An 18,191-nucleotide genomic window follows, 5' to 3' on the forward strand; every position below is an offset into this window, starting at 1 on the left:
GCGCATCGCGCAGGTCAGAACACGACCTGGGCGCGGACGTTGACGGTGTTGCCCGAGTCCGGCCCGCGGTAGCTGCCGACCTGGTTGTCGGTGGTCCAGTGCACGTAGTTGAGCATCAGCCGCGACCAGTTGTTGAGGTACCAGTTCACGCCCAGCGTCCAGGCATCGCCCTCGCCGCCGCGCCGGGCGTCGGTGAAGTCCATGCGGTCGAAGCGCGCGGCCAGTTCCCACGCGCCGATGCCACCGTCGGTGACCGGGCGTGCGACGCGGGTGGTGCCCCAGACGCCGGAGCGAGCGCTGAAGCCCGGCTTTTCGCCGGTCAGCAGCCAGCCCGCATAGACCGAGGTCGCCTTCTGGGTGAAGTCGTCGGCGGTGCGCGAGGCGATGGTGCGCTCGGCGTACTCGGCGAACGCCCAGCCGCTGCGCCAGGTGCCGCCGAGCTCGGCGCCCCAGATGGTCTCGTGGCTGACATCGGCGATCGAACTGGCCGACACGCGCACGTTGTCGTTGAAGCTCGAGGCGATGCGCGGGACCTTGTTGATGCTGGTCACGTCGCTGCCGAAGTCCTCGTACACGGCCCAGCCGCCCAGGTGCACGAAGCCCTGCGCGCGCTTGATCGGGTTCCAGTGCGCGCGGGTGGTGACGGTCTGCGAATCGCTCTGCGCGCCGGCGTTGCCGATGTCGTCGCCGGTGAAGCCCAGGCTGTAGTGCCAGTTCTGGCCGATGAGCTTCATCTGCGCGCCCAGGCCGAAATAGCCGCTGTTGGGCGCACCGATCGAGGCGACCGCATTGCGCTCCATGAAGGGCGTGCGGGTGAGCGTGGTGCTCGAATCGATCGCACGGTCCTTGAGCTTGTTGCCGAGGTAGAACTCCGCCGGCAGGTTGCCCAGGCGCGTGTCCCACGACAGGTAGGCGTCCTTGATGCTGACGTCGTTGTCGGCGAAATCGGCGTCGATCTTGTAGCCCAACGCGCCGATGGTGCCTTCGGCGCCCAGGCGCACCTGGCGCATCTCGGTGCCGCCGATGTTGCGGTCGGCGAAGTTCGAGCCGTTGGTCGACGACCAGTCCATCATCACCCGGCCACGCGGGTGGAAGGTGAAGCTGCGGTCACCGTTGCGGAACTCCGGCCCGCCGCGGCGCCAGCTGGTGTTGCCGCCGCCGGTGCCGCCGCTGGCAGCCAGTTGCGCGACCTGCGCCTGCAGGATCGCCAGGTCGTCCTGGCGGGTGTCGGCGACGGCCGCGGCAACCTGGGCGTCGGTGGCCGACGCCGCAGGCGATGGCGCGACGGCAGTGGCGGTCGCCGGCGACGGCCGGCCGGCCTCGAGCGCGGCCAGGCGCGCGTTGAGCTGTTCGAGCTGGGCGGCCTGGGCCTGCAGCATCTGGGCCTGCTGTTCGACGAGCCTCCGCAGTGCGGCCTCGTCCTGGGCGGTGGCGTCGAAGGCGGCCGTGCCGAGCGCAAGGCCGATGGCGGCAGCGAGTGCCGCAGAACGCAATGGGTGCATGTGTGTCCCTCCCCGGGATAGTGGCGTGGGCGCGGCGGTCAGTCGCCGTCCGCGTCGTCGATGTCCTCGTCCGGCACGTCGGCGGCCGGGACAGGTGCGGTCTTGCCGAGCAACGGCTGCAGCGACACCGGCGCGCCCTGCATGAAGCCGTGGCTGCGCGCCCAGGTGGCGAACAGGCGCGGCCACTGCGCGACCAGCGCGCCGGGCCGGCCCAGGCCCCAGCTGTGGCCGCCGCGCTCGAAGATGTGCATCTCGGCCGGCACGCCCTGGGCGCGGGTGGCGTTGAACATCGTCAGGCTGTGGCCGACATCGGCGATCGGGTCATCGGCGGCATGCACCAGGAACACCGGCGGCATGTCGGCGCGCACGTGCGATTCGACCGAGTAGGCCGCGACCGCGTCGGACTGCGTGCCCAGCTCGCGGCGCGAGCGGGTGGTGTCGAGCGGTGCCTGCAGCGAGACCACCGGGTAGAGCATCGCCAGGAAGTCCGGCCGTGCGGAGACGCGGTCAGCGGCGTCGAGTGCGGGATAGAAATCGTGATCGAACCGCGTGGCGAGGATGCCGCCGAGGTTGGCGCCGGCCGACGAGCCCATGACGCCGATCTTCTCCGGGTCGATGCCCAGCGCATCGGCCTGGCTGCGCAGCAGGCGCATCGCGCGCTGGCCGTCCTGGAACGGCGCCACCGCCGGCCAGCCGTCGCCCGGCAGCCGGTAGTAGAGCACCGCGGCGGTGGTGCCGATCGAGGCCAGCCACTGCGCCATCGGCGCGGCGGCCGTGCCGACCTGGATGCGGAAATAGCCGCCGCCGCCCAGGATCAGCACCGCGGTGCCGTTGGGCTGCGCGGGCCGGTAGATCTCCATCCGCGGCTCGGCGATGCGGGTCACCGCACCCAGTGCGCTGCCCTCGTTGCCGACCTGCTCGGGGCCGGTGACATTGCTCGGCAGGTGGCCGGCCGGCCACAGCGGTACGGTCTGTGGGCCGGTCTGCGCCTGGGCAATGCCGGCGCAGGCGAGCAACAGGCCGGCAATGACGCCGGCCCAGCGGTGTGATGTCGTCATGGGTCCCCTCCCGAGGTGATGCATGGATGGTGCGGGTGCGGCGCTCAGTCGAGCGCCAGCACCTCGCGGTCGCCGGGCCCGGCGGCCGGATCGGGCGCGGCCATCACCGGGGCCGGTGTGCCGTCGAGCGCAGCGTTGAGGGCATCGCGGTCGAGCGCGTTCTCCCAGCGCGCGACGACCACGGTCGCGACCGCGTTGCCGATGAAGTTGGTCAGCGAGCGACACTCGCTCATGAAGCGGTCGATGCCCAGGATCAGCGCCATGCCGGCCACCGGCACCGTCGGCACCACCGACAGCGTGGCCGCCAGCGTGATGAAGCCCGCGCCGGTCACGCCGGCCGCGCCCTTGGAGCTGAGCATCGCCACCAGCAGCAGGGTGACCTGCTGCCACAGCGTGAGTTCGGTGTTGGTGGCCTGGGCAATGAACAACGCCGCCAGGGTCATGTAGAGGTTGGTGCCATCGAGGTTGAACGAGTAGCCGGTCGGCACGACCAGGCCAACCACCGACTTCTTGCAGCCGGCTTTTTCCATCTTTTCCATCAGCGAGGGCAGCGCCGATTCCGACGACGAGGTGCCCAGCACCAGCAGCAGTTCGGCCTTGAGATAGCGGATCAGCTTGAGCACCGAGAAGCCGCAGGCGCGCGCCACTGCGCCCAGGATCACCAGCACGAACAGCAGCGAGCTGACGTAGAACGTGCCCACCAGCCAGGCCAGGTTGACCAGCGATTCCAGGCCGTACTTGCCGATGGTGAAGGCGATCGCGCCGAAGGCGCCGATCGGCGCAGCCTTCATCAGGATGTGCACCAGCTTGAACACCGGCGTGGTCAGCGCTTCGAGGAAGGTCAACACCGGGCGGCCCTTGTCGCCGGTGAGCGCCAGCGCGATGCCGAACAGCACCGCGACAAACAGCACCTGCAGGATGTTGCCGTCGACGAACGCACCGACCAGGGTGCCGGGGATGATGTCGAGCAGGAAGCCGGTCAGGGTCAGCTCGTGCGATTTCTGCACATAGCCCTGCACCGCGGCGGTATCGAGCGTGGACGGGTCGATGTCCATGCCCACGCCGGGCTGGACGATGTGCGCCACGACCATGCCGACCACCAGCGCCAGCGTCGAGAAGAACAGGAAGTAGGCCATCGATTTGGCGAACACCCGGCCGACGGTGCGCAGCTGGGTCATGCCGGCGATGCCGGTGACGATGGTCAGGAAGATCACCGGCGCGATGATCATCTTGACCAGCTTGATGAATGCGTCGCCCAGCGGCTTGAGCTGCTCGGCGAACACCGGTGCGTAGTGACCGAGCAGCGCACCCAGCGCGATCGCGACCAGCACCTGGACGTACAACTGGCGATACCACGGCAACCGCGGGGCGGCCGGCGTGGCGGCGGGAATGGCGTGCATGCGAAGGATCCGGTTGGCGCGTCCGTCGACATGCGGGCGCTCGGCGAGGCTGTGTTGTACGCCCGCACGCCGGATCCGCCGATAGCGCATTGGTGTTATGCGCCGCGTGCATCCGCTGCGCACACTGCCTAGACTGCCCGGCCCACCCGCGCCCTGCGCCCATTAAGGTCCCCCCGATGCGCCCCACCCTCCCGCTGCTGCTGGCGCTCGCCGCCGGCACGTCTCCTGCGTTCGCCCGCGAGTTCGACGACTGGCCGACCGGCTACACCTTCGGCGACGGCACCCGCGTCGCGGCGACGGCGAATTTCGCCTGGGATACGGTGGATTTCAGCGGCGATCCGCGCCTGAGCGACGACGACGGACTGCGCCGCCGCGAGTTCGGCGCGACGGTCAAGAAGGCCGGCGTCTGGGATGCGATGGTCTATTTCGACTTCGAATCCAGGACCTGGCTGGACGTGTTCGTGCGCGTGGAGAGCAAGGCGTTCCTGGGCCGCGACCTGGGCAAGCTGCGCGTGGGCTATATGAAGGTGCCGGTCGGGCTGGAGGGCGTGACCGCCTCACGCGCTGGCACGTTCATGGAACTGGCGGCGCCGATCCAGGCGATCTACCAAGGCCGGCGGACCGGCGTGGAGTGGACCTACGAACAGCCGACCGCGTTGTTCCAGCTCGGCGGCTACGCCGGCCAGGACCTGCACGGCGACAATCACGGCCAGACTCTGGCCGGGCGTGCGGTGTGGACGCCGCGCAAGGCCGAGGGCGACGTGCTGCACCTGGGCCTGGCGGCCTCGCGCGAGAACCCGGAGGCCTGGACCGACGGGCGCGGCGACCGCTTCGCCCCGACCGCGCGTCTGCGCGCGCGACCCGGCGCGGGGCTGACGCCGGTACGCCTGGTCGATTCGGGCGACCTGGCGCCGGTCGATCACATCCGACGCACCGGTCTGGAAGGCATCTGGATCCGTGGGCCGGTCTCGCTGCAGGGCGAACTGCTGCGCGCCGACATCGCGCGCGACGGCGGCCTGCCCGACTACCGCGCCGAAGGCGGCTACCTGGCCGGCAGTTGGCTGATCACCGGCGAGCACCGGCCGTACTCGGCCGGCAACGTCGCCAACCCCAAGCCGGCGCACGGGTACGGCGCGGTGGAACTGGCCGCGCGCTACAGCACGCTCGACCTCGACGACGGCCTGATCGCCGGCGGCCGCCAGCACGACTGGACGTTCGGCGCCAACTGGTATTTGACCTCGCACTTCAAGCTGCAGGCCAACTACGTGCGCACCAACGCCACCCGCGGCGGCCGCTCCACCTCGCCCGATGCAGTCGAGTTCCGCGCGCAGGTGCAGTTCTGAGCGAGCGACGCGTCGCGAGCCCGCGACACGTCGGCCGCTAGCCTGATCCCATGCGATCCCCGCCCCGTGCCCGCCGCCTGCTCTGGACCGCAATCGCGATCGGCGGGCTGGTGGCGACGATCGCGCTGGGCTACCAGGTCGGTGGTCAGAGCGCATTGCGCCAGCAGACCGCGCTGGCGCAGCAGCAATTGCAGTTGCAGGCGCAGGCGCTGGACCAGCGCATCGAGCGTTACCGCGCGCTGCCGCAGTTGCTGGCGCTCGACCCCGACCTGCGTGCCGCGGTCGCCGCGCCCGTGAATGCGCCCACGCGCGAGCGGCTGAACCGGCGACTGGAGGAAGCCAACCGCACTGCGCAGGCGTCCACGCTGACCTTGATCGGCGCCGACGGCACCGCGATCGCGGCCAGCAACTGGCGCACGCTGGGCAGCAACGTCGGCGAGCGGTATGCCTTCCGCCCGTATGTGCAGCAGGCACTGCGCGAGGGCAGCGGGCGCTTCTACGGCATTGGTGTGACCACCGGCGTGCCGGGCTACTTCCTGTCGGAGGCGCTGCGCGACGCGGACGGCCGCGCGGTCGGCGTGATCGTCATCAAGCTCGAGCTGACGCAGTACGAGGAGCGTTGGCCGCACGCCGGCAACGTGGTGCTGGCCAGCGACCGGTACGGCATCGTGTTCCTGGCCAGCCGGCCCGAATGGCGCTACCGGGTGCTCGCTCCGCTCACGGGCAGCGCGCGCGCCGAACTCGAATCCACACGGCAGTACGGCCGGCAGCCCTTGCGTCCGTTCGCCGGCACGATCGGCGCCGATGCGCTGGCGCGCATCGACAACCCGGCGATGCCCGGGCGCTGGCTGTGGCAGCGCACGCCGCTGGCCGACACCGACTGGACGCTGCACCTGCTGCAGGATGCGACGCCGGTCGCGATCGCGGCCTGGCAGTGGGCCGGGATCGCCGGCGTGTCGTGGATCGCGCTGGTGTTCGTGGTGCTGTTCACGCAGCAGCGGCTGCGCCTGGCGGCGCTGCGTCGACGCAGCCGCGAGGAGCTGGAGACCCTGGTGCGCCAGCACGCCGAGGAACTGCGCACCGCCAAGGACGGGCTGGTCGCCGCGGCGCAGGAGGCCGATACCGGGCTGAGCCGGCGGCTGGCGCACCTGCCGCAGGGCGTGGTCATCATCGATGCGCGGCTGCGCATCGTGGCCTGGAACGCGCGCTACATCGAGCTGTTCCGCTTCCCGCCGGACCTGGTGCGGGTGGGCACACCGATCGAGGACGTGTTCCGCTACAACGCGCGACGCGGCCTGCTCGGTCCCGGCCCGGTCGAGGAGGCGATCGAGCGCCGGCTCGACCATTTGCGCAGCGGCAAGCCGCATGCGCGCGAGAGCGAGAAGAGCGACGGCACGGTGTTGGAGATCCGCGGCAATCCGCTGCCCGATGGCGGGTTCGTCACCAGCTACGCCGACATCACCGCTTACAAGACCACCGCGCGCGAGCTGCGCACGCTGGCCGACGCGCTGGAGCAGCGCATCGCCGAGCGCACCGCGGATCTGGAGCAGGCGCGCCGCGAAGCCGAAGCCGCGAACCGTCAGAAGGGCCGGTTCGCCGCGGCCGCGGTGCACGACCTGCTGCAGCCGCTCAACGCCGCGCGCATGTTTGTCTCGGCGCTGCGCGCACGCCTGCCGAGTGCGGAGACACGCACGATCGTCGACAGCATCGAGAGCGCGCTGTCGGCGCAGGACGGCATCCTGACCAGCCTGCTCGATGTCTCGCGGCTGGAATCGGGCACGTTGCAGGCCGATGTGCGCGACGTGCCACTGGGGCCGGTGCTCGAGGCACTGGCACGCGAGGCCGGTGTACTGGCCCAGGCCCGCGGCCTGCAGCTCGACACCGTGCCGACACGCGCCTGGGTGCGCAGCGATCCGGTGCTGCTGCGCCGCCTGGTGCAGAACTTCCTGTCCAATGCGGTGCGCTACACCGCGCACGGCCGCATCCTGCTCGGCTGCCGACGCGAGGGCACGTGGCTGCGCATCGAGGTGCACGACACCGGCCCGGGCATTGCGCCCAACCGCCAGCGCGAGATCTTCGAGGAGTTCCGCCGGCTCGACGACGGCGGCGGCGACGACCGCGGAGTCGGTCTGGGGCTGTCGATCGTCGAGCGCATCGCGCGGTTGCTCGGCCATCGCATCGGCCTGCGCTCGCAGCCCGGCGTGGGCAGCGTGTTCTCGGTCACGGTGCCGCTGGCGCCGCCGGGCGCGTACCCGGCACCGGCGCCGACGCGAGACCCCGGCGACGATTCGCCGCTGCGCGGCTGCCGGGTCTGGTACGTCGATTCCGACGTCGTGGCCTGCGAGGCGATGCGCGAGCGACTGGCGCAATGGCAATGCACGGTTGCGTTCGCCGGGGCACCGGCGGACGCGGCGAGGATGGCCGATGGCGCGGCCGCACCGGACGTCCTGCTGCTGTGCGAGCGCGGGAATGCTGCCGACGTCGCCGCGCTGTGGCGCCAACTGCAGGCGGGCTGGGAAGACGCGCCGCTGGTGATCCTGCTGGCCGAGCGCGAGGACGCCGGGTTGCGCGCGCTGGTCGAGGCCGGTGACTGGAGCATCCTGCCGATGCCGGTGCGTCCACCGGCGCTGCGCGCCTTGCTGAGCCAGCGTCTGCTGCGTCGCGGTTGAGCGGCGCCGCACACGCCCGACGCCCAGACGCTCCGCGAACGCGCTTGCCGTCCGGGCGCTGTCGGCCGATCCTCGCGACCCGCCACCGGCACGCCGCCGCCATTCAGGAGCTCTGTCCCGCCATGCCCATGCCCTTACGCGCACGTCCACGTCCTGCCGTCGCGGCGCTGTGCGCCTGCCTGCTGGTGCTCAGCGGCTGCGTCGCCACGACACCCACCCGGGCGATGCCGACGCGCACACCCTGCTGGAGGCCGGCCAGCAACACGCCCGGCAACAGGACTGGGCCGCACTGCGCCTGTACCGGCGGGCCGCCGTGCTGCGACCCGTCGACGAAGCGGTGATGGGCGCGCAGGCGCGGCTGGGGCGCGCGCTGTCGACCGGCAGCCTGGCACCCTATGGCGAGCGCGACAGCGGCGGGGCGCTGCGGCGGCCGCGGCCAGAACAGGGGCGCCCGTGGCTGCTGCTCGCGGCGCGCCATGGCTCGACAGCCGCGATGCGCGACCTGCAGGAGGACGCCCGCCTTCGCGGCGATGCCACGCAGGAGGCGCGTTGGCGCATGCGCTTTGCGATGACCACACAGAGCCTGTTCGAACGCGGCGCGCTGCGGCCGACCCAGTTGGGCGGCCTGTCCGATCCCCGCTCGCCGCCGACCGCCGCGTCGCAGGCGCGGCTCGACGCCATCGTCGCCTCGATCCGCGAGCAGGCCGCGCGCGGCGATGTCGAGGCCTGGATCGACCTGGGACTGCTGCACACCTTCGGCATCGGCATGCCGCGCGACCCGCAGGCCGCACTGGCGCAGTTCCAGCGCGCCGGCGATGCGGGCAGCGCCATCGGCCTGTATTTCTGCGGGCTGCTGGCGATGGAGAACGCCGTGACCGGGATCGAGCGGGCGCAGATCGAGGCCTGGTTCGCGCAGGCCCATGCGGCTGGGTTCCCCCTCGCCCGGGACGGGCTCTGGCAGGAACTGCAGGCACCCGTCTTCAACTTCAGCAGCTGACCGCGCGACCGGCGTTGCCGGCCGACTGGCGACGCTTTGGCAAGCTGCGCGTGGCGCCGTCACCGCCCTCGCGGTCAGCCCTCGTCCTCGGGCTCCAAGGCCTTGACCAGCACCGCGGCCTGGGTGCGGCTGTGACATTCGAGCTTGCGCAGGATCGCGGTGACGTGGACCTTGACGGTGTTCTCGGCCAAGCCGAGCTGATGGGCGATCTGCTTGTTGAGCAGGCCGTCGGCCAGGCACAGCAGCACCCGCACCTGCTGCGGCGTGAGCTGGGCCAGGCGGCTGGCCAGTTGGGCATCGGCCTCCGAGCGCTCGGCGGTCAGCGGCGGGAACCAGCTGCCGCCATCGAGCACCGCCGCGACCGCCTGGGCGATCGACTCGGCCGGCGCCGACTTGGAGATGAAGCCGGCGGCGCCGAACTGCTGGACCCGGCGCACGGTGCGCGGGTGGTCGTTGGACGAGATCACCAGCACCGGCAGCTCGGGCCGCTCGCCGCGCAGCCACACCAGCGTGGACAGGCCGCGGGCGCCGGGCATCGCCAGGTCGAGCAGCACCAGCTCGATCTCGGGGTGGGCCCGCAGCGCAGCCTCGACGGCCGAGGCGCTGGCGGCCTCGACCACGCGGATCTCGCCCAGGCCATCGCGCAGTGCGTGCAGGACCGCGGCGCGCAGCAGCGGGTGGTCGTCGGCGACCAGGATCGTCGGAGTCTCCATTGCCACAGTCTGGCATGTCCATCGGCGAGCGCTTTCGAAGGCACAATGGTCGATCGGGACGATCGGGAGCCGGAGCCACCATCGAGGTGCATACCGTCGCGCACATCCTTCGCGCGCACAGGCGCCGCCGTTGCCGTGGCGCACTGCTCGCGCTACTCACCGCGCTGGCGTCTGCGGGCGTCTGTGCGCAGGCGCCGAGCGAGACGCCCCCGCTGAGTCTGGAGGTCTACGGCCTCGATGAAGGGCTGTCGCAGCTGACGGTCTCGTCGATGAGCGGCGACGACCAGGGCTTTCTGTGGGTCGCCACCCAGGATGGCCTCAACCGGTTCGATGGGCATCGCTTTCGCACCTACCGGACCGACGACACGCCCGGCGAGGCGGGTCTGGCGAGCAGCGGCATCGACAGCCTGGCGTTCGAGGCCTCCACCACGCGGATGTGGCTGGGCACCGATGACGCCGGCGTGGAGGTGGTGCATCTGCCGACCTGGACGCGACGACGGGTGGATGTCGATGCGGGCCTGTCGCATACGCGCGTCACCGAGATCCTGCTCGACCCGGACGGCGGCGCGTGGGTGGGCACCGAAGCCGGGGTCGACCATGTCGACGCGGCGGTCTCCAAGGTCCGGCCGCTGGGCGCGACCGGGGAGATCGTAGGTCTGGTCTGGGCGGAAAGCCGCGCGCAGCCGGTTGCGCTGGACACCGCCTGCGGGCTGTGGGCGGTCGCCGATACCGGGCTCGAGGCGCTGCCGTCACCGCCGGGCGCGCGCCGCTGCCTGGCGCTGCAGGCTGGCCCCGAGGGGCTGTGGATCGCCTCCGATGACGGCCTGCACCGGCTGGACCTGGGTGGTGCGGTCCTGCGCCATTGGCCGATGACCGCGCTGGGCGCCAGCACCGCGCGGCCCACGGCGATGATCCGGCTCGGCGATGGCCGGCTGCTGGTCGGCTTCGCCGATGGCGGGGTGGTGCAGCTCATGCCCGGCAGCGACCGCCCGCAGCAGCTGCGCTTCGACCAACCGCCGCGCAGTGCGATCACCCGCTTCCATGAGGGGCGGTCCGGCGCCTTGTGGATCGGGACCTACACCTCGGGCCTGTACCGGGCGCGGCCGCTGTCGTCGGTGATCCGCCAGGACGGCGCTGGCGTCGGCGACATGCGTGACTGGCCGAGCCCGAGCGTGCGCGCGGTCGCACGCGACGGGGTGCGGATGCTGGTCGGCACCGATGCCGGGCTGCACCTGCGCGATGGCACGGGGCCGTGGCGCACGATCCCGGCGCTGGCGACCGACTCGGTGCGCGCCCTCGCAGCCGACGGGGCCGGCGGCTGGTGGGTCGGCACGCTATCGGGGCTGTACCGGCTGTACCGCGATGACCGCATCGTGCCGGTGCCGGGCCTGCGCGATCCGCGTATCGATGCGCTGCTGCGCCAGGGCGACACGCTGTGGGTCGGCACCCGCGGCGGGCTGCAGCGTTTCGAGCGCGGCCAGGCGGTGGCCGACCCGCGCGTGGCCGCGATCGACGGCAGCGTGGTCACCCGGCTGTATCCCGACATCGACGGCAGCCTGCTGGTGGGCACCAGCACGCGCGGGCTGTGGCAGCTGCGCGGCGATACGTTCGCGCGGCTGGTGCCCACCGGCGCCGGCCTGCATCGCGCGGTGTGGGCGATCCATGCCGACGACCGCGCACTCTGGGCCGGCACCTTCGGCGGCGGCCTGTACCGCATCGACCGCGCGAGCGGCGAGTCGACCGTGCTGACCGACCGCGACGGGCTGACCAACAACGTCGTCTACCGGATCCTGCCCGACCCGGGCGGGCGGCTGTGGGTGAGCACGAACCTGGGCCTGAGCGTGGTCGATCACGACAACGGCATCGTGCAGAACCTCGGCCGGCGCGACGGCCTGCGCAACCAGGAATACAACAGCGGCTCGGCGTTCCAGGACGCGGACGGGCTGCTGTATTTCGGCGGCACGCTGGGGCTGGATGTGATCGCGCCGATGCAGTTGCCGCGGCGCAGCGCGCCGGCGCGCCCGGTGCTCACCGGCCTGCAGTTGCTCAGCCGGCGCAGCGACCTGGAGGCGCGCCGTGCCGGCGAGACGGACATCGTCTACGCGACCCGGATCACGCTCGACGATGAGGACGACGTGTTCACGATCGGCATGACCGCGATCGACTTCCTCGCCCCTGGCGCGGCGCAGCTGCGCTACCGGGTCGAGGGCCTGCATGCGGGCTGGCTGTATCCGCACCAGGCGCGCACCGAGGTCTCGCTCAACCATCTGCCCGCCGGGCGCTATCGACTGGAGGTGCAGGCGGCCGGCCGCGACGGTACGTTCGGCCCCTCTCGGGTGCTGGAGATGACCATGCCGCCGCCGCCCTGGCGCCATCCGCTGGCCTATGCCAGCTACGCGCTGCTGGCCGCCTGCGCGCTGGCGCTGTTCGTCTGGCGGGCGCGACGGGCGGTGCATCGCGAGCGCGAACGCGCGGCACTGCTCGACCGCACGATCGCCGAGCGCACCGCCCAGCTCGAACAGGCCAATCGGCAACTGCAGTTGAGCAACGCGCAGCTCGACGCGGCGACCCGGCTCGATCCGCTGACCCGCCTGGCCAATCGACGTGAGCTGCAGGACTGGCTGGCGCGGGCCTCGCAGCGGGTGTCGACGCCGACCGCCGCGGAGGCAACGCAGGCCGCGCTGTACTTCTTCATGCTCGATATCGATGCCTTCAAGCGCATCAACGACACCCGCGGCCACCCGGCCGGCGACGCGGTGCTGGTGCAATTCGCGCAGCGGCTGCGCGGCCTGTGCCGCAGCGACGACCTGCTGGTGCGCTGGGGCGGCGAGGAGTTCCTGCTGGTCGCCCCGCTCGACGGCCCCGAGGCGGCGGCCCGGCTCGCCGAGCGCATCCGCGACACCGTCGCCGCCGAGCCGGTGGCGCTGGCTCAGGGTGCGCCGCTGCCGCTGACCTGCTCGATCGGCTTCGCACCCTGGCCGTTCGCGTCCGCCTGGCCGACGCTCGGCGATTGGCAGCAGACCAGCGCGCTGGCCGACCGCTGCCTGTACGCGGCTAAGGCCGCCGGGCGCGACGCCTGGGTCGGGCTGGTGCCGACCGCCACGCCTCGCCGGCACCAGTTGCATGCGCTGTTCGCCGGCGCCGACCCGGCCGACCTGGGCGAGAGCGTGCGCTGCCTGTATTCGACCGCCGCGCCGCCGACCTTCGGGCTGTGAGCGGCTAGAGCCGGTCGAGCCGGATGCGGTTGGCGAACAACGAGAACGCGAGCATCCCCGCCAGCCCGCCGGCACGCGCCAGCCACGGCGGCAGCCAGTGCGGCGACTGCAGGGTGCCGTCGTCGAACAGCGGCGCGAACCGATGCACATCGTCGAGGGTCATCTTGCCGGCGAACAACTGCCGGCACAGCGGCAAGCGGCGCTGCGCCAGCGCCTGGCGGAAGAAGGTGTGCACGTCGATCAAGCCGCGCAGGTACACCGTGTCCTTGGTGAAGGCATGGCCGCCGCTCAATGGCACGCCGCGGAACACCCGCTGCGCCGAAGCGAAGCTCTCGGCCGGGGCTTGTCCGGCGGCGTGGAAGTAGTCGAACACCTGCAGAAAGTCGGCTCCGTCCAGTGCACGCGCGATCGCCTCGGTACGCAGACTGACCCGCTTCATGCGGGCGATGTCGAGGCTGCCGGTGATCTGCTCGGCGAACACCGCCAGTCCTTCCTGCGTGGCGGTGGTGCGCGGCGCGGCCATCGCCAGGCTCGGCAACACCGGCTGCGCGCGGCCGTTGAGCGCGGTCAACGAATGCACGAAGGCTTCGTGCTGCAGCAGTTGCGCGCGGTCGTGCGGCGAGTAGCGCGCATCGGCGCGCAGCCGCAGTCGATAGGCGCCGGCGGCGGCCTTGGCGATCAGTCCGGCATCGAGTGCGACCTCGACCACGCGTGTGCCGAAGTACCCATCCAGATCGCCCTGGAGCTGCGCCTGCAGCGTTGCGGCATCGACCGTCGGGTCGTCGGCCTCGCCAAGCAGGGCCGGATCGTAGGCCTCGGCGATCTGGAGGAAATGCCGCGCCGCATCGCAGGTCGTCAGCGCCCCACCCGGCAACGGCGCGTCGGGGCGCCCGTAGAGGGCGACCGCATGCGCGGTGACCGCGCCGGTGCCCAGCGTCTCGAGCAGGCGCGCAGCCACGTCCCAGGCCTGCGCCGATTCGACCAGATACGCGCCCAGCGGATGCTGCGCGTCGGCCGCCGCCGCGACCGCGGCCAACTCGCGCCGCGCCTCGGCAAAATCGAGCGTGGGATAGACGACCTCCGGCATCTCGCGGCGCCCGGCCGCGAACGCTGCGAGGAACCGCTGCTGCGTCTGCGGCGCCCAACTCGCCAGCCCGAGCAAGCGAATCCCACGCGCAGCGGCGACCATGCGCGCATCGAGCGCAGCGTGATGGGCGATCGCATCGGGCATCGGCAGCTCCTAGTCGCGGCGCGGCCACTGTAGCAACGCCGCGTCCTCGGCTCGCGGCGCCCGCATTCCTCCCTCCCCCGCTTGCGGGCTGGTCGACGCGCATAGCGCGGCTGTACAGACCGGGCACATGGTGGACAGGTGTTCGGGGACATGGTGGACACATTCAAGCTCAGCATTTCAGCCCGAAGACCGCGACCACCTCCCCCGCCTGGCTCGCGGCGCGTGCAATCTCACCTCCCCTGCCTGGCTCGTGGCGCGCGCAATCTCACCTCCCCCGCCTGCGGGGCGAGGTCGACGTGCGCAGCGCGACGGGTGGGGGCGGGGGCTTTACCGAGTTCCAAACGACACGCCCTCGCGGCCGAGCACCCCCACCCCAGCCCTCCCCCGCACGCGGGGGAGGGAGCGCAGCGCTGCAGTACCAAAGATCGCGGCACCTCCCCCGCTTGGCTCATGGCGCGTGCAACCTCACCGCCCCCGCATGCGGGGGAGGTCGACGTGCGCAGCGCGGCGGGTGGGGGCGGGGCTTTTACCGAGTTCCAAACGACACGCCCTCGCGGCCAAGCGCCCCCACCCCAGCCCTCCCCCGCACGCGGGGGAGGGAGCGCAGCGCTGCAGTGCCAAAGATCGCGGCACCTCCCCGGCTTGGCTCGTGGCGCGCGCAATCTCACCTCCCCCGCCTGCGGGGCGAGGTCGACGTGCGCAGCGCGACGGGTGGGGGCGGGGGCTTTACCGAGTTCCAAATGACACGCCCTCGCGGCCGAGCACCCCCACCCCAGCCCTCCCCCGCGAGCGGGGGAGGGAGCACAGTGCTGCGACGGCCGAAGGCGCAATGGCCCGCACGGGGGGAGAGGGAGCGCGGCGCTGCGGCGTCGGGAGCACAGCACCGCAGCGCGCGCGAGCAAGCCTCAGCGGCGGCCGGGCCGTCGTCCGGTGGGGCGGGCGTCGTCCTGGCGGGCGGCCAGGCGGTCGGCGCGGCGCGCGGTGGCGGCGTCGCGTTCGTCGCGCAGCTTGAGGTAGTTCGCCAGCCGCTGCGCGGTCAGGGTGCCGACTTCGACCGCGGCGCGCACGGCGCAGCCGGGCTCGCGTTCGTGCCGGCAGTCGCGGAAGCGGCAGTCGGCGGCCAAGGCTTCGATGTCGGCGAAGCCGCCTTCGGCGAGGTCTTCTTCGCCGGTCGGCTTGAGCTCGCGCATGCCCGGGGTGTCGATCAGGCAGGCACCGGCCGGCAGCGGGATCAGCGCGCGGTGGGTGGTCGTGTGGCGGCCGCGGTCGTCGCTGTCGCGCACCGCGCCGGTGCGCATGTGTTCGCGGCCGAGCAAGGTGTTGGTCAGCGTCGACTTGCCGGCGCCCGAGCTGCCGACCAGCACCGCGGTGGTGCCCGGCCCGAGCCAGGGGTGCAGGGCGGCGACGCTGTCGGGGTCGCGGGCGTTGACCGCCAGCACCGCAACGCCCAGCGCGGCGATCTCGGCCAGCGCGGCGCGCGCGGCTTCGGGGTCGGCGCTGTCGCGGTCGGCCTTGGTCAGCACGACGACCGGCGTGCCGCCGCCCTGCACCAGCAGCAGGTAGCGTTCGATGCGACGCGGGTTGAAGTCGGCATCCAGGCCGCAGACCACGAGCACGGTGTCGATGTTGGCCGCGATCAATTGCTGGCGGTAATGCTCGCCGGCCGCCGCGCGCTTGATCGCGCTGCGCCGGGGCAGCATCGCGACGATGCGGCGTTCGTCCTCGACCAGCACCCAGTCACCGACCGCGGCGCGGTCCTCCGGGGCCATCGTGCCCTTGCGGTAGCCACTGCGGCGCAGCCAATCGGGCAGCGACTCGACCGCCAACGCTTCGCCGGGCGCACCGGCGACCAGGTAGCCGGAGCGGTGTTGCTCGACCACGCGCCGGGGGTGCGCCTGCGGGTGGGCGGCCATCGCTTCGGCCCAGGGGCCGGACGGGGGGCCGTCGAATGGCCAGCCGATTGCGCGCAGCGCGGGGTCGGGGGCGGTCAAGCGGTAGGTGGGACAGTCGGCATGCGGCGGATTCTACGGGGACGGCGCCAAGGCGCGCACGGCGGCGGGCATGACCATTCGTCGGCCCGGGCGCATTCATGCATCTTTTGGGCTAGCATCGGGCGACCCTCCCCGCGCAGAGCGCCGCCCGATGTCCGCCCCCCTCAAAACCCGTGAACGCCTGTCCGAAGTGCGCTACGAAATCCGCGGCGAGCTGGCCCGGCGAGCGCGCGAGCTGGAGGCGCAGGGGCGCACGCTGATCAAGCTCAACATCGGCAATCCCGGCGCCTTCGGCTTCCGCGCCCCCGAGCACCTGCAGCGCGCGATCGCCGGGCGCATCCACGACACCGATCCCTATACCCACCAGCAGGGTCTGCCGGTCGCGCGCGAGGCGATCGCCGCGCACCATGCCGCGCGCGGCGCGCATGCGGTCTCGCCCGAGCGCGTGTTCGTCGGCAACGGCGTCAGCGAGCTGATCGACATCGCGCTGCGCGCGCTGCTCAATCCCGGCGACGAAGTGCTGGTGCCCTCGCCCGACTATCCGCTGTGGTCGGCAGCGACGATCCTCAACGACGGGCGGCCGGTGTTCTACCAGTGCAAGGCCGAGCACGGCTTCTTGCCCGACCCCGATGCGCTCGAAGCGCTGGTGTCGCCGCGCACGCGCGCGATCGTGCTGATCAATCCCAACAACCCGACCGGTGCGGTGTACCCGCGCGCACTGCTCGAGCGCATCGTCGCCATCGCCGAGCGTCATGGCCTGCTGTTGCTGTGCGACGAGATCTACGACGCCATCACCTACGACGGCGCGGTGTTCGAGCCGCTCGCGCCGATCGCAGGCGACGTGCCCTGCGTGTCGTTCGGCGGGCTGTCGAAGGTCCACCGCGCCTGCGGCTGGCGTGTGGGCTGGGCGGTGCTGTCGGGCAGTGAGGCGCGCAGCCGCGATTTTCGCAACGCGATGGACCTGCTCGGTGCGCTGCGCCTGTGCGCGAACGTGCCCGGGCAGTTCGCGATCGAAGCCGCGCTGACCGGTGTCGATACGATCGGCGCGCTGTGCGCGCCCGGCGGGCGGCTGTACGAAGCGCGCCGGGCGGTGGTCAACGCCTGCGCGGCGAGCCGTTATCTGCAACTGGTCGAGCCGGCCGGCGCGCTGTACGCCTTCCCCGGCATTGCGCCGGAGTTCGCGCAGGGCTTCGACGACCACGCGTTCGCGCTGGAACTGATGGACGCCGAGGGCGTGCTGGTGGTGCCGGGCAACAGCTTCAACGTGCCCTATCGCAACCATTTCCGCGTGACGCTGCTGCCCGAGCCGGCGCAGCTGCGCGAGGTGTTCTCGCGGATCGAGCGGGTGCTCGATCGCCAGATCACCGACGCGCGCAAGGTCGTGCCGCTGGTGCCGCGCGCGGTCAATGGCTGAGCGCGCGCGGCCGGTCCGCTACCTGGCGCTCGGCGACAGCTACACGATCGGTGAGGGCATCGCGCCGGCATCGCGCTGGCCGGTGGTGCTGGCCGATGCGCTGCGCGCGGCCGGGACCGCGATCGATACGCCGCAGATCATCGCAACCACCGGCTGGACCACCGACGAGCTCGACGCCGGCATCGATGCCGCCGCACCCGAAGGACCGTTCGACCTGGTCAGCCTGCTGATCGGCGTCAACGACCAGTACCGCGGCCGCGCGCTCGACGACTATGTGCCGCGCTTCGAAGCACTGCTCGCGCGGGCGATCGGCTTCGCCGGCGACCGTGCCCAGCGCGTGTTCGTGCTCGCGATCCCCGACTGGGGCGTCACGCCGTTCGGCGCGCAGTCTGGGCGCCACGTCGCCGAGATCGCACACACGCTCGATGCCTACAACGCCGCCGCGGCGGCGCTCTGTGCACGGCAGGGCGTGGCGTTCGTCGACATCGCACCGATCAGCCGCGCCCGCGGCGGCGAGCCGGCGATGCTGGCCGACGATGGCCTGCATCCCTCGGCCGCGCTGCACGCAGACTGGGCCCGACTGGCGCTGCCGGTCGCACGCGGCTTATTGTCGCGGGCATGACCGCGACCACCTCCGATCCCACCCCGCTCTCCACCG

The 18,191-nt window shown here is 72.0% G+C and carries 12 protein-coding genes; 6 read left to right on the forward strand and 6 right to left on the reverse strand.

Translation table 11 applies throughout. The annotated features are described in order from the left end of the window. Positions 1 to 14: 14 nt before the first annotated feature. From BEN78_04555 to BEN78_04565, 3 genes are read right to left on the reverse strand one after another with little or no spacing between them, the layout of a single operon-like run. On the reverse strand, positions 15 to 1,502 hold the full coding sequence (locus tag BEN78_04555; protein ID ASR42765.1) for a porin: 1,488 nt from the start codon (positions 1,500 to 1,502) through the stop codon (positions 15 to 17). A gap of 38 nt (positions 1,503 to 1,540) precedes the next feature. After that, entirely contained in the window at positions 1,541 to 2,560 is a 1,020-nt protein-coding gene (locus BEN78_04560) for an esterase (GenBank protein ASR42766.1), read from the reverse strand. Positions 2,561 to 2,604: 44 nt separating this feature from the next. Continuing rightward, entirely contained in the window at positions 2,605 to 3,960 is a 1,356-nt protein-coding gene (locus tag BEN78_04565) for a C4-dicarboxylate transporter DctA (protein ASR44908.1), read from the reverse strand. A 176-nt stretch (positions 3,961 to 4,136) separates the two neighbouring features. Here BEN78_04565 and BEN78_04570 point away from each other — a divergent pair, with 176 nt between their 5' ends. The 3 genes from BEN78_04570 (at position 4,137) to BEN78_04580 (ending at position 8,969) form a co-directional block, all read left to right on the forward strand. Then, the gene (locus BEN78_04570) at positions 4,137 to 5,303 is read left to right on the forward strand and encodes a porin (protein ID ASR42767.1); all 1,167 of its coding nucleotides are present in this window, start codon (positions 4,137 to 4,139) and stop codon (positions 5,301 to 5,303) included. 50 nt (positions 5,304 to 5,353) lie between these two features. After that, entirely contained in the window at positions 5,354 to 7,972 is a 2,619-nt protein-coding gene (locus tag BEN78_04575) for a hybrid sensor histidine kinase/response regulator (GenBank protein ASR42768.1), read from the forward strand. Positions 7,973 to 8,141: 169 nt separating this feature from the next. Continuing rightward, positions 8,142 to 8,969 (forward strand): hypothetical protein, encoded by an 828-nt coding sequence (locus BEN78_04580; GenBank protein ASR42769.1) that lies wholly within the window; start codon positions 8,142 to 8,144, stop codon positions 8,967 to 8,969. A 74-nt stretch (positions 8,970 to 9,043) separates the two neighbouring features. On the opposite strand, the gene BEN78_04585 is transcribed toward BEN78_04580, so the two are convergent. Continuing rightward, a complete protein-coding gene (locus BEN78_04585; protein ASR42770.1) occupies positions 9,044 to 9,682 on the reverse strand; it encodes a DNA-binding response regulator in 639 nt (212 codons plus the stop codon). 104 nt (positions 9,683 to 9,786) lie between these two features. Here BEN78_04585 and BEN78_04590 point away from each other — a divergent pair, with 104 nt between their 5' ends. Beyond that, positions 9,787 to 12,897: a transcriptional regulator gene (locus BEN78_04590; protein ID ASR44909.1), complete on the forward strand. Its 3,111-nt coding sequence runs from the start codon at positions 9,787 to 9,789 to the stop codon at positions 12,895 to 12,897. Positions 12,898 to 12,901: 4 nt separating this feature from the next. Here the strand turns inward: BEN78_04590 and BEN78_04595 are convergent, their stop codons facing one another. Together BEN78_04595 and BEN78_04600 are read right to left on the reverse strand one after the other, a co-directional pair. Continuing rightward, on the reverse strand, positions 12,902 to 14,128 hold the full coding sequence (locus tag BEN78_04595; protein ASR42771.1) for a hypothetical protein: 1,227 nt from the start codon (positions 14,126 to 14,128) through the stop codon (positions 12,902 to 12,904). Positions 14,129 to 15,033: 905 nt separating this feature from the next. After that, positions 15,034 to 16,119 carry a ribosome small subunit-dependent GTPase A gene (locus BEN78_04600; GenBank protein ID ASR42772.1) on the reverse strand — a complete coding sequence of 362 codons (1,086 nt, stop codon included), beginning with the start codon at positions 16,117 to 16,119 and terminating at the stop codon, positions 15,034 to 15,036. A 151-nt stretch (positions 16,120 to 16,270) separates the two neighbouring features. On the opposite strand from BEN78_04600, the gene BEN78_04605 reads away from it, so the two are divergent. Both BEN78_04605 and BEN78_04610 read left to right on the forward strand, forming a co-directional pair. Next, positions 16,271 to 17,533, forward strand: a complete 1,263-nt coding sequence (locus BEN78_04605) for an aminotransferase (protein ID ASR42773.1) — start codon at positions 16,271 to 16,273, stop codon at positions 17,531 to 17,533. Further along, positions 17,526 to 18,155, forward strand: a complete 630-nt coding sequence (locus BEN78_04610; protein ID ASR42774.1) for a lysophospholipase — start codon at positions 17,526 to 17,528, stop codon at positions 18,153 to 18,155. Before BEN78_04605 ends, BEN78_04610 begins: the two co-directional genes overlap by 8 nt. The last annotated feature ends 36 nt before the right edge of the window (positions 18,156 to 18,191 follow it).

Origin of the sequence: Xanthomonas citri pv. mangiferaeindicae (assembly GCA_002240395.1) — a bacterium.
GTDB classification, from domain to species: domain Bacteria; phylum Pseudomonadota; class Gammaproteobacteria; order Xanthomonadales; family Xanthomonadaceae; genus Luteimonas; species Luteimonas citri_A.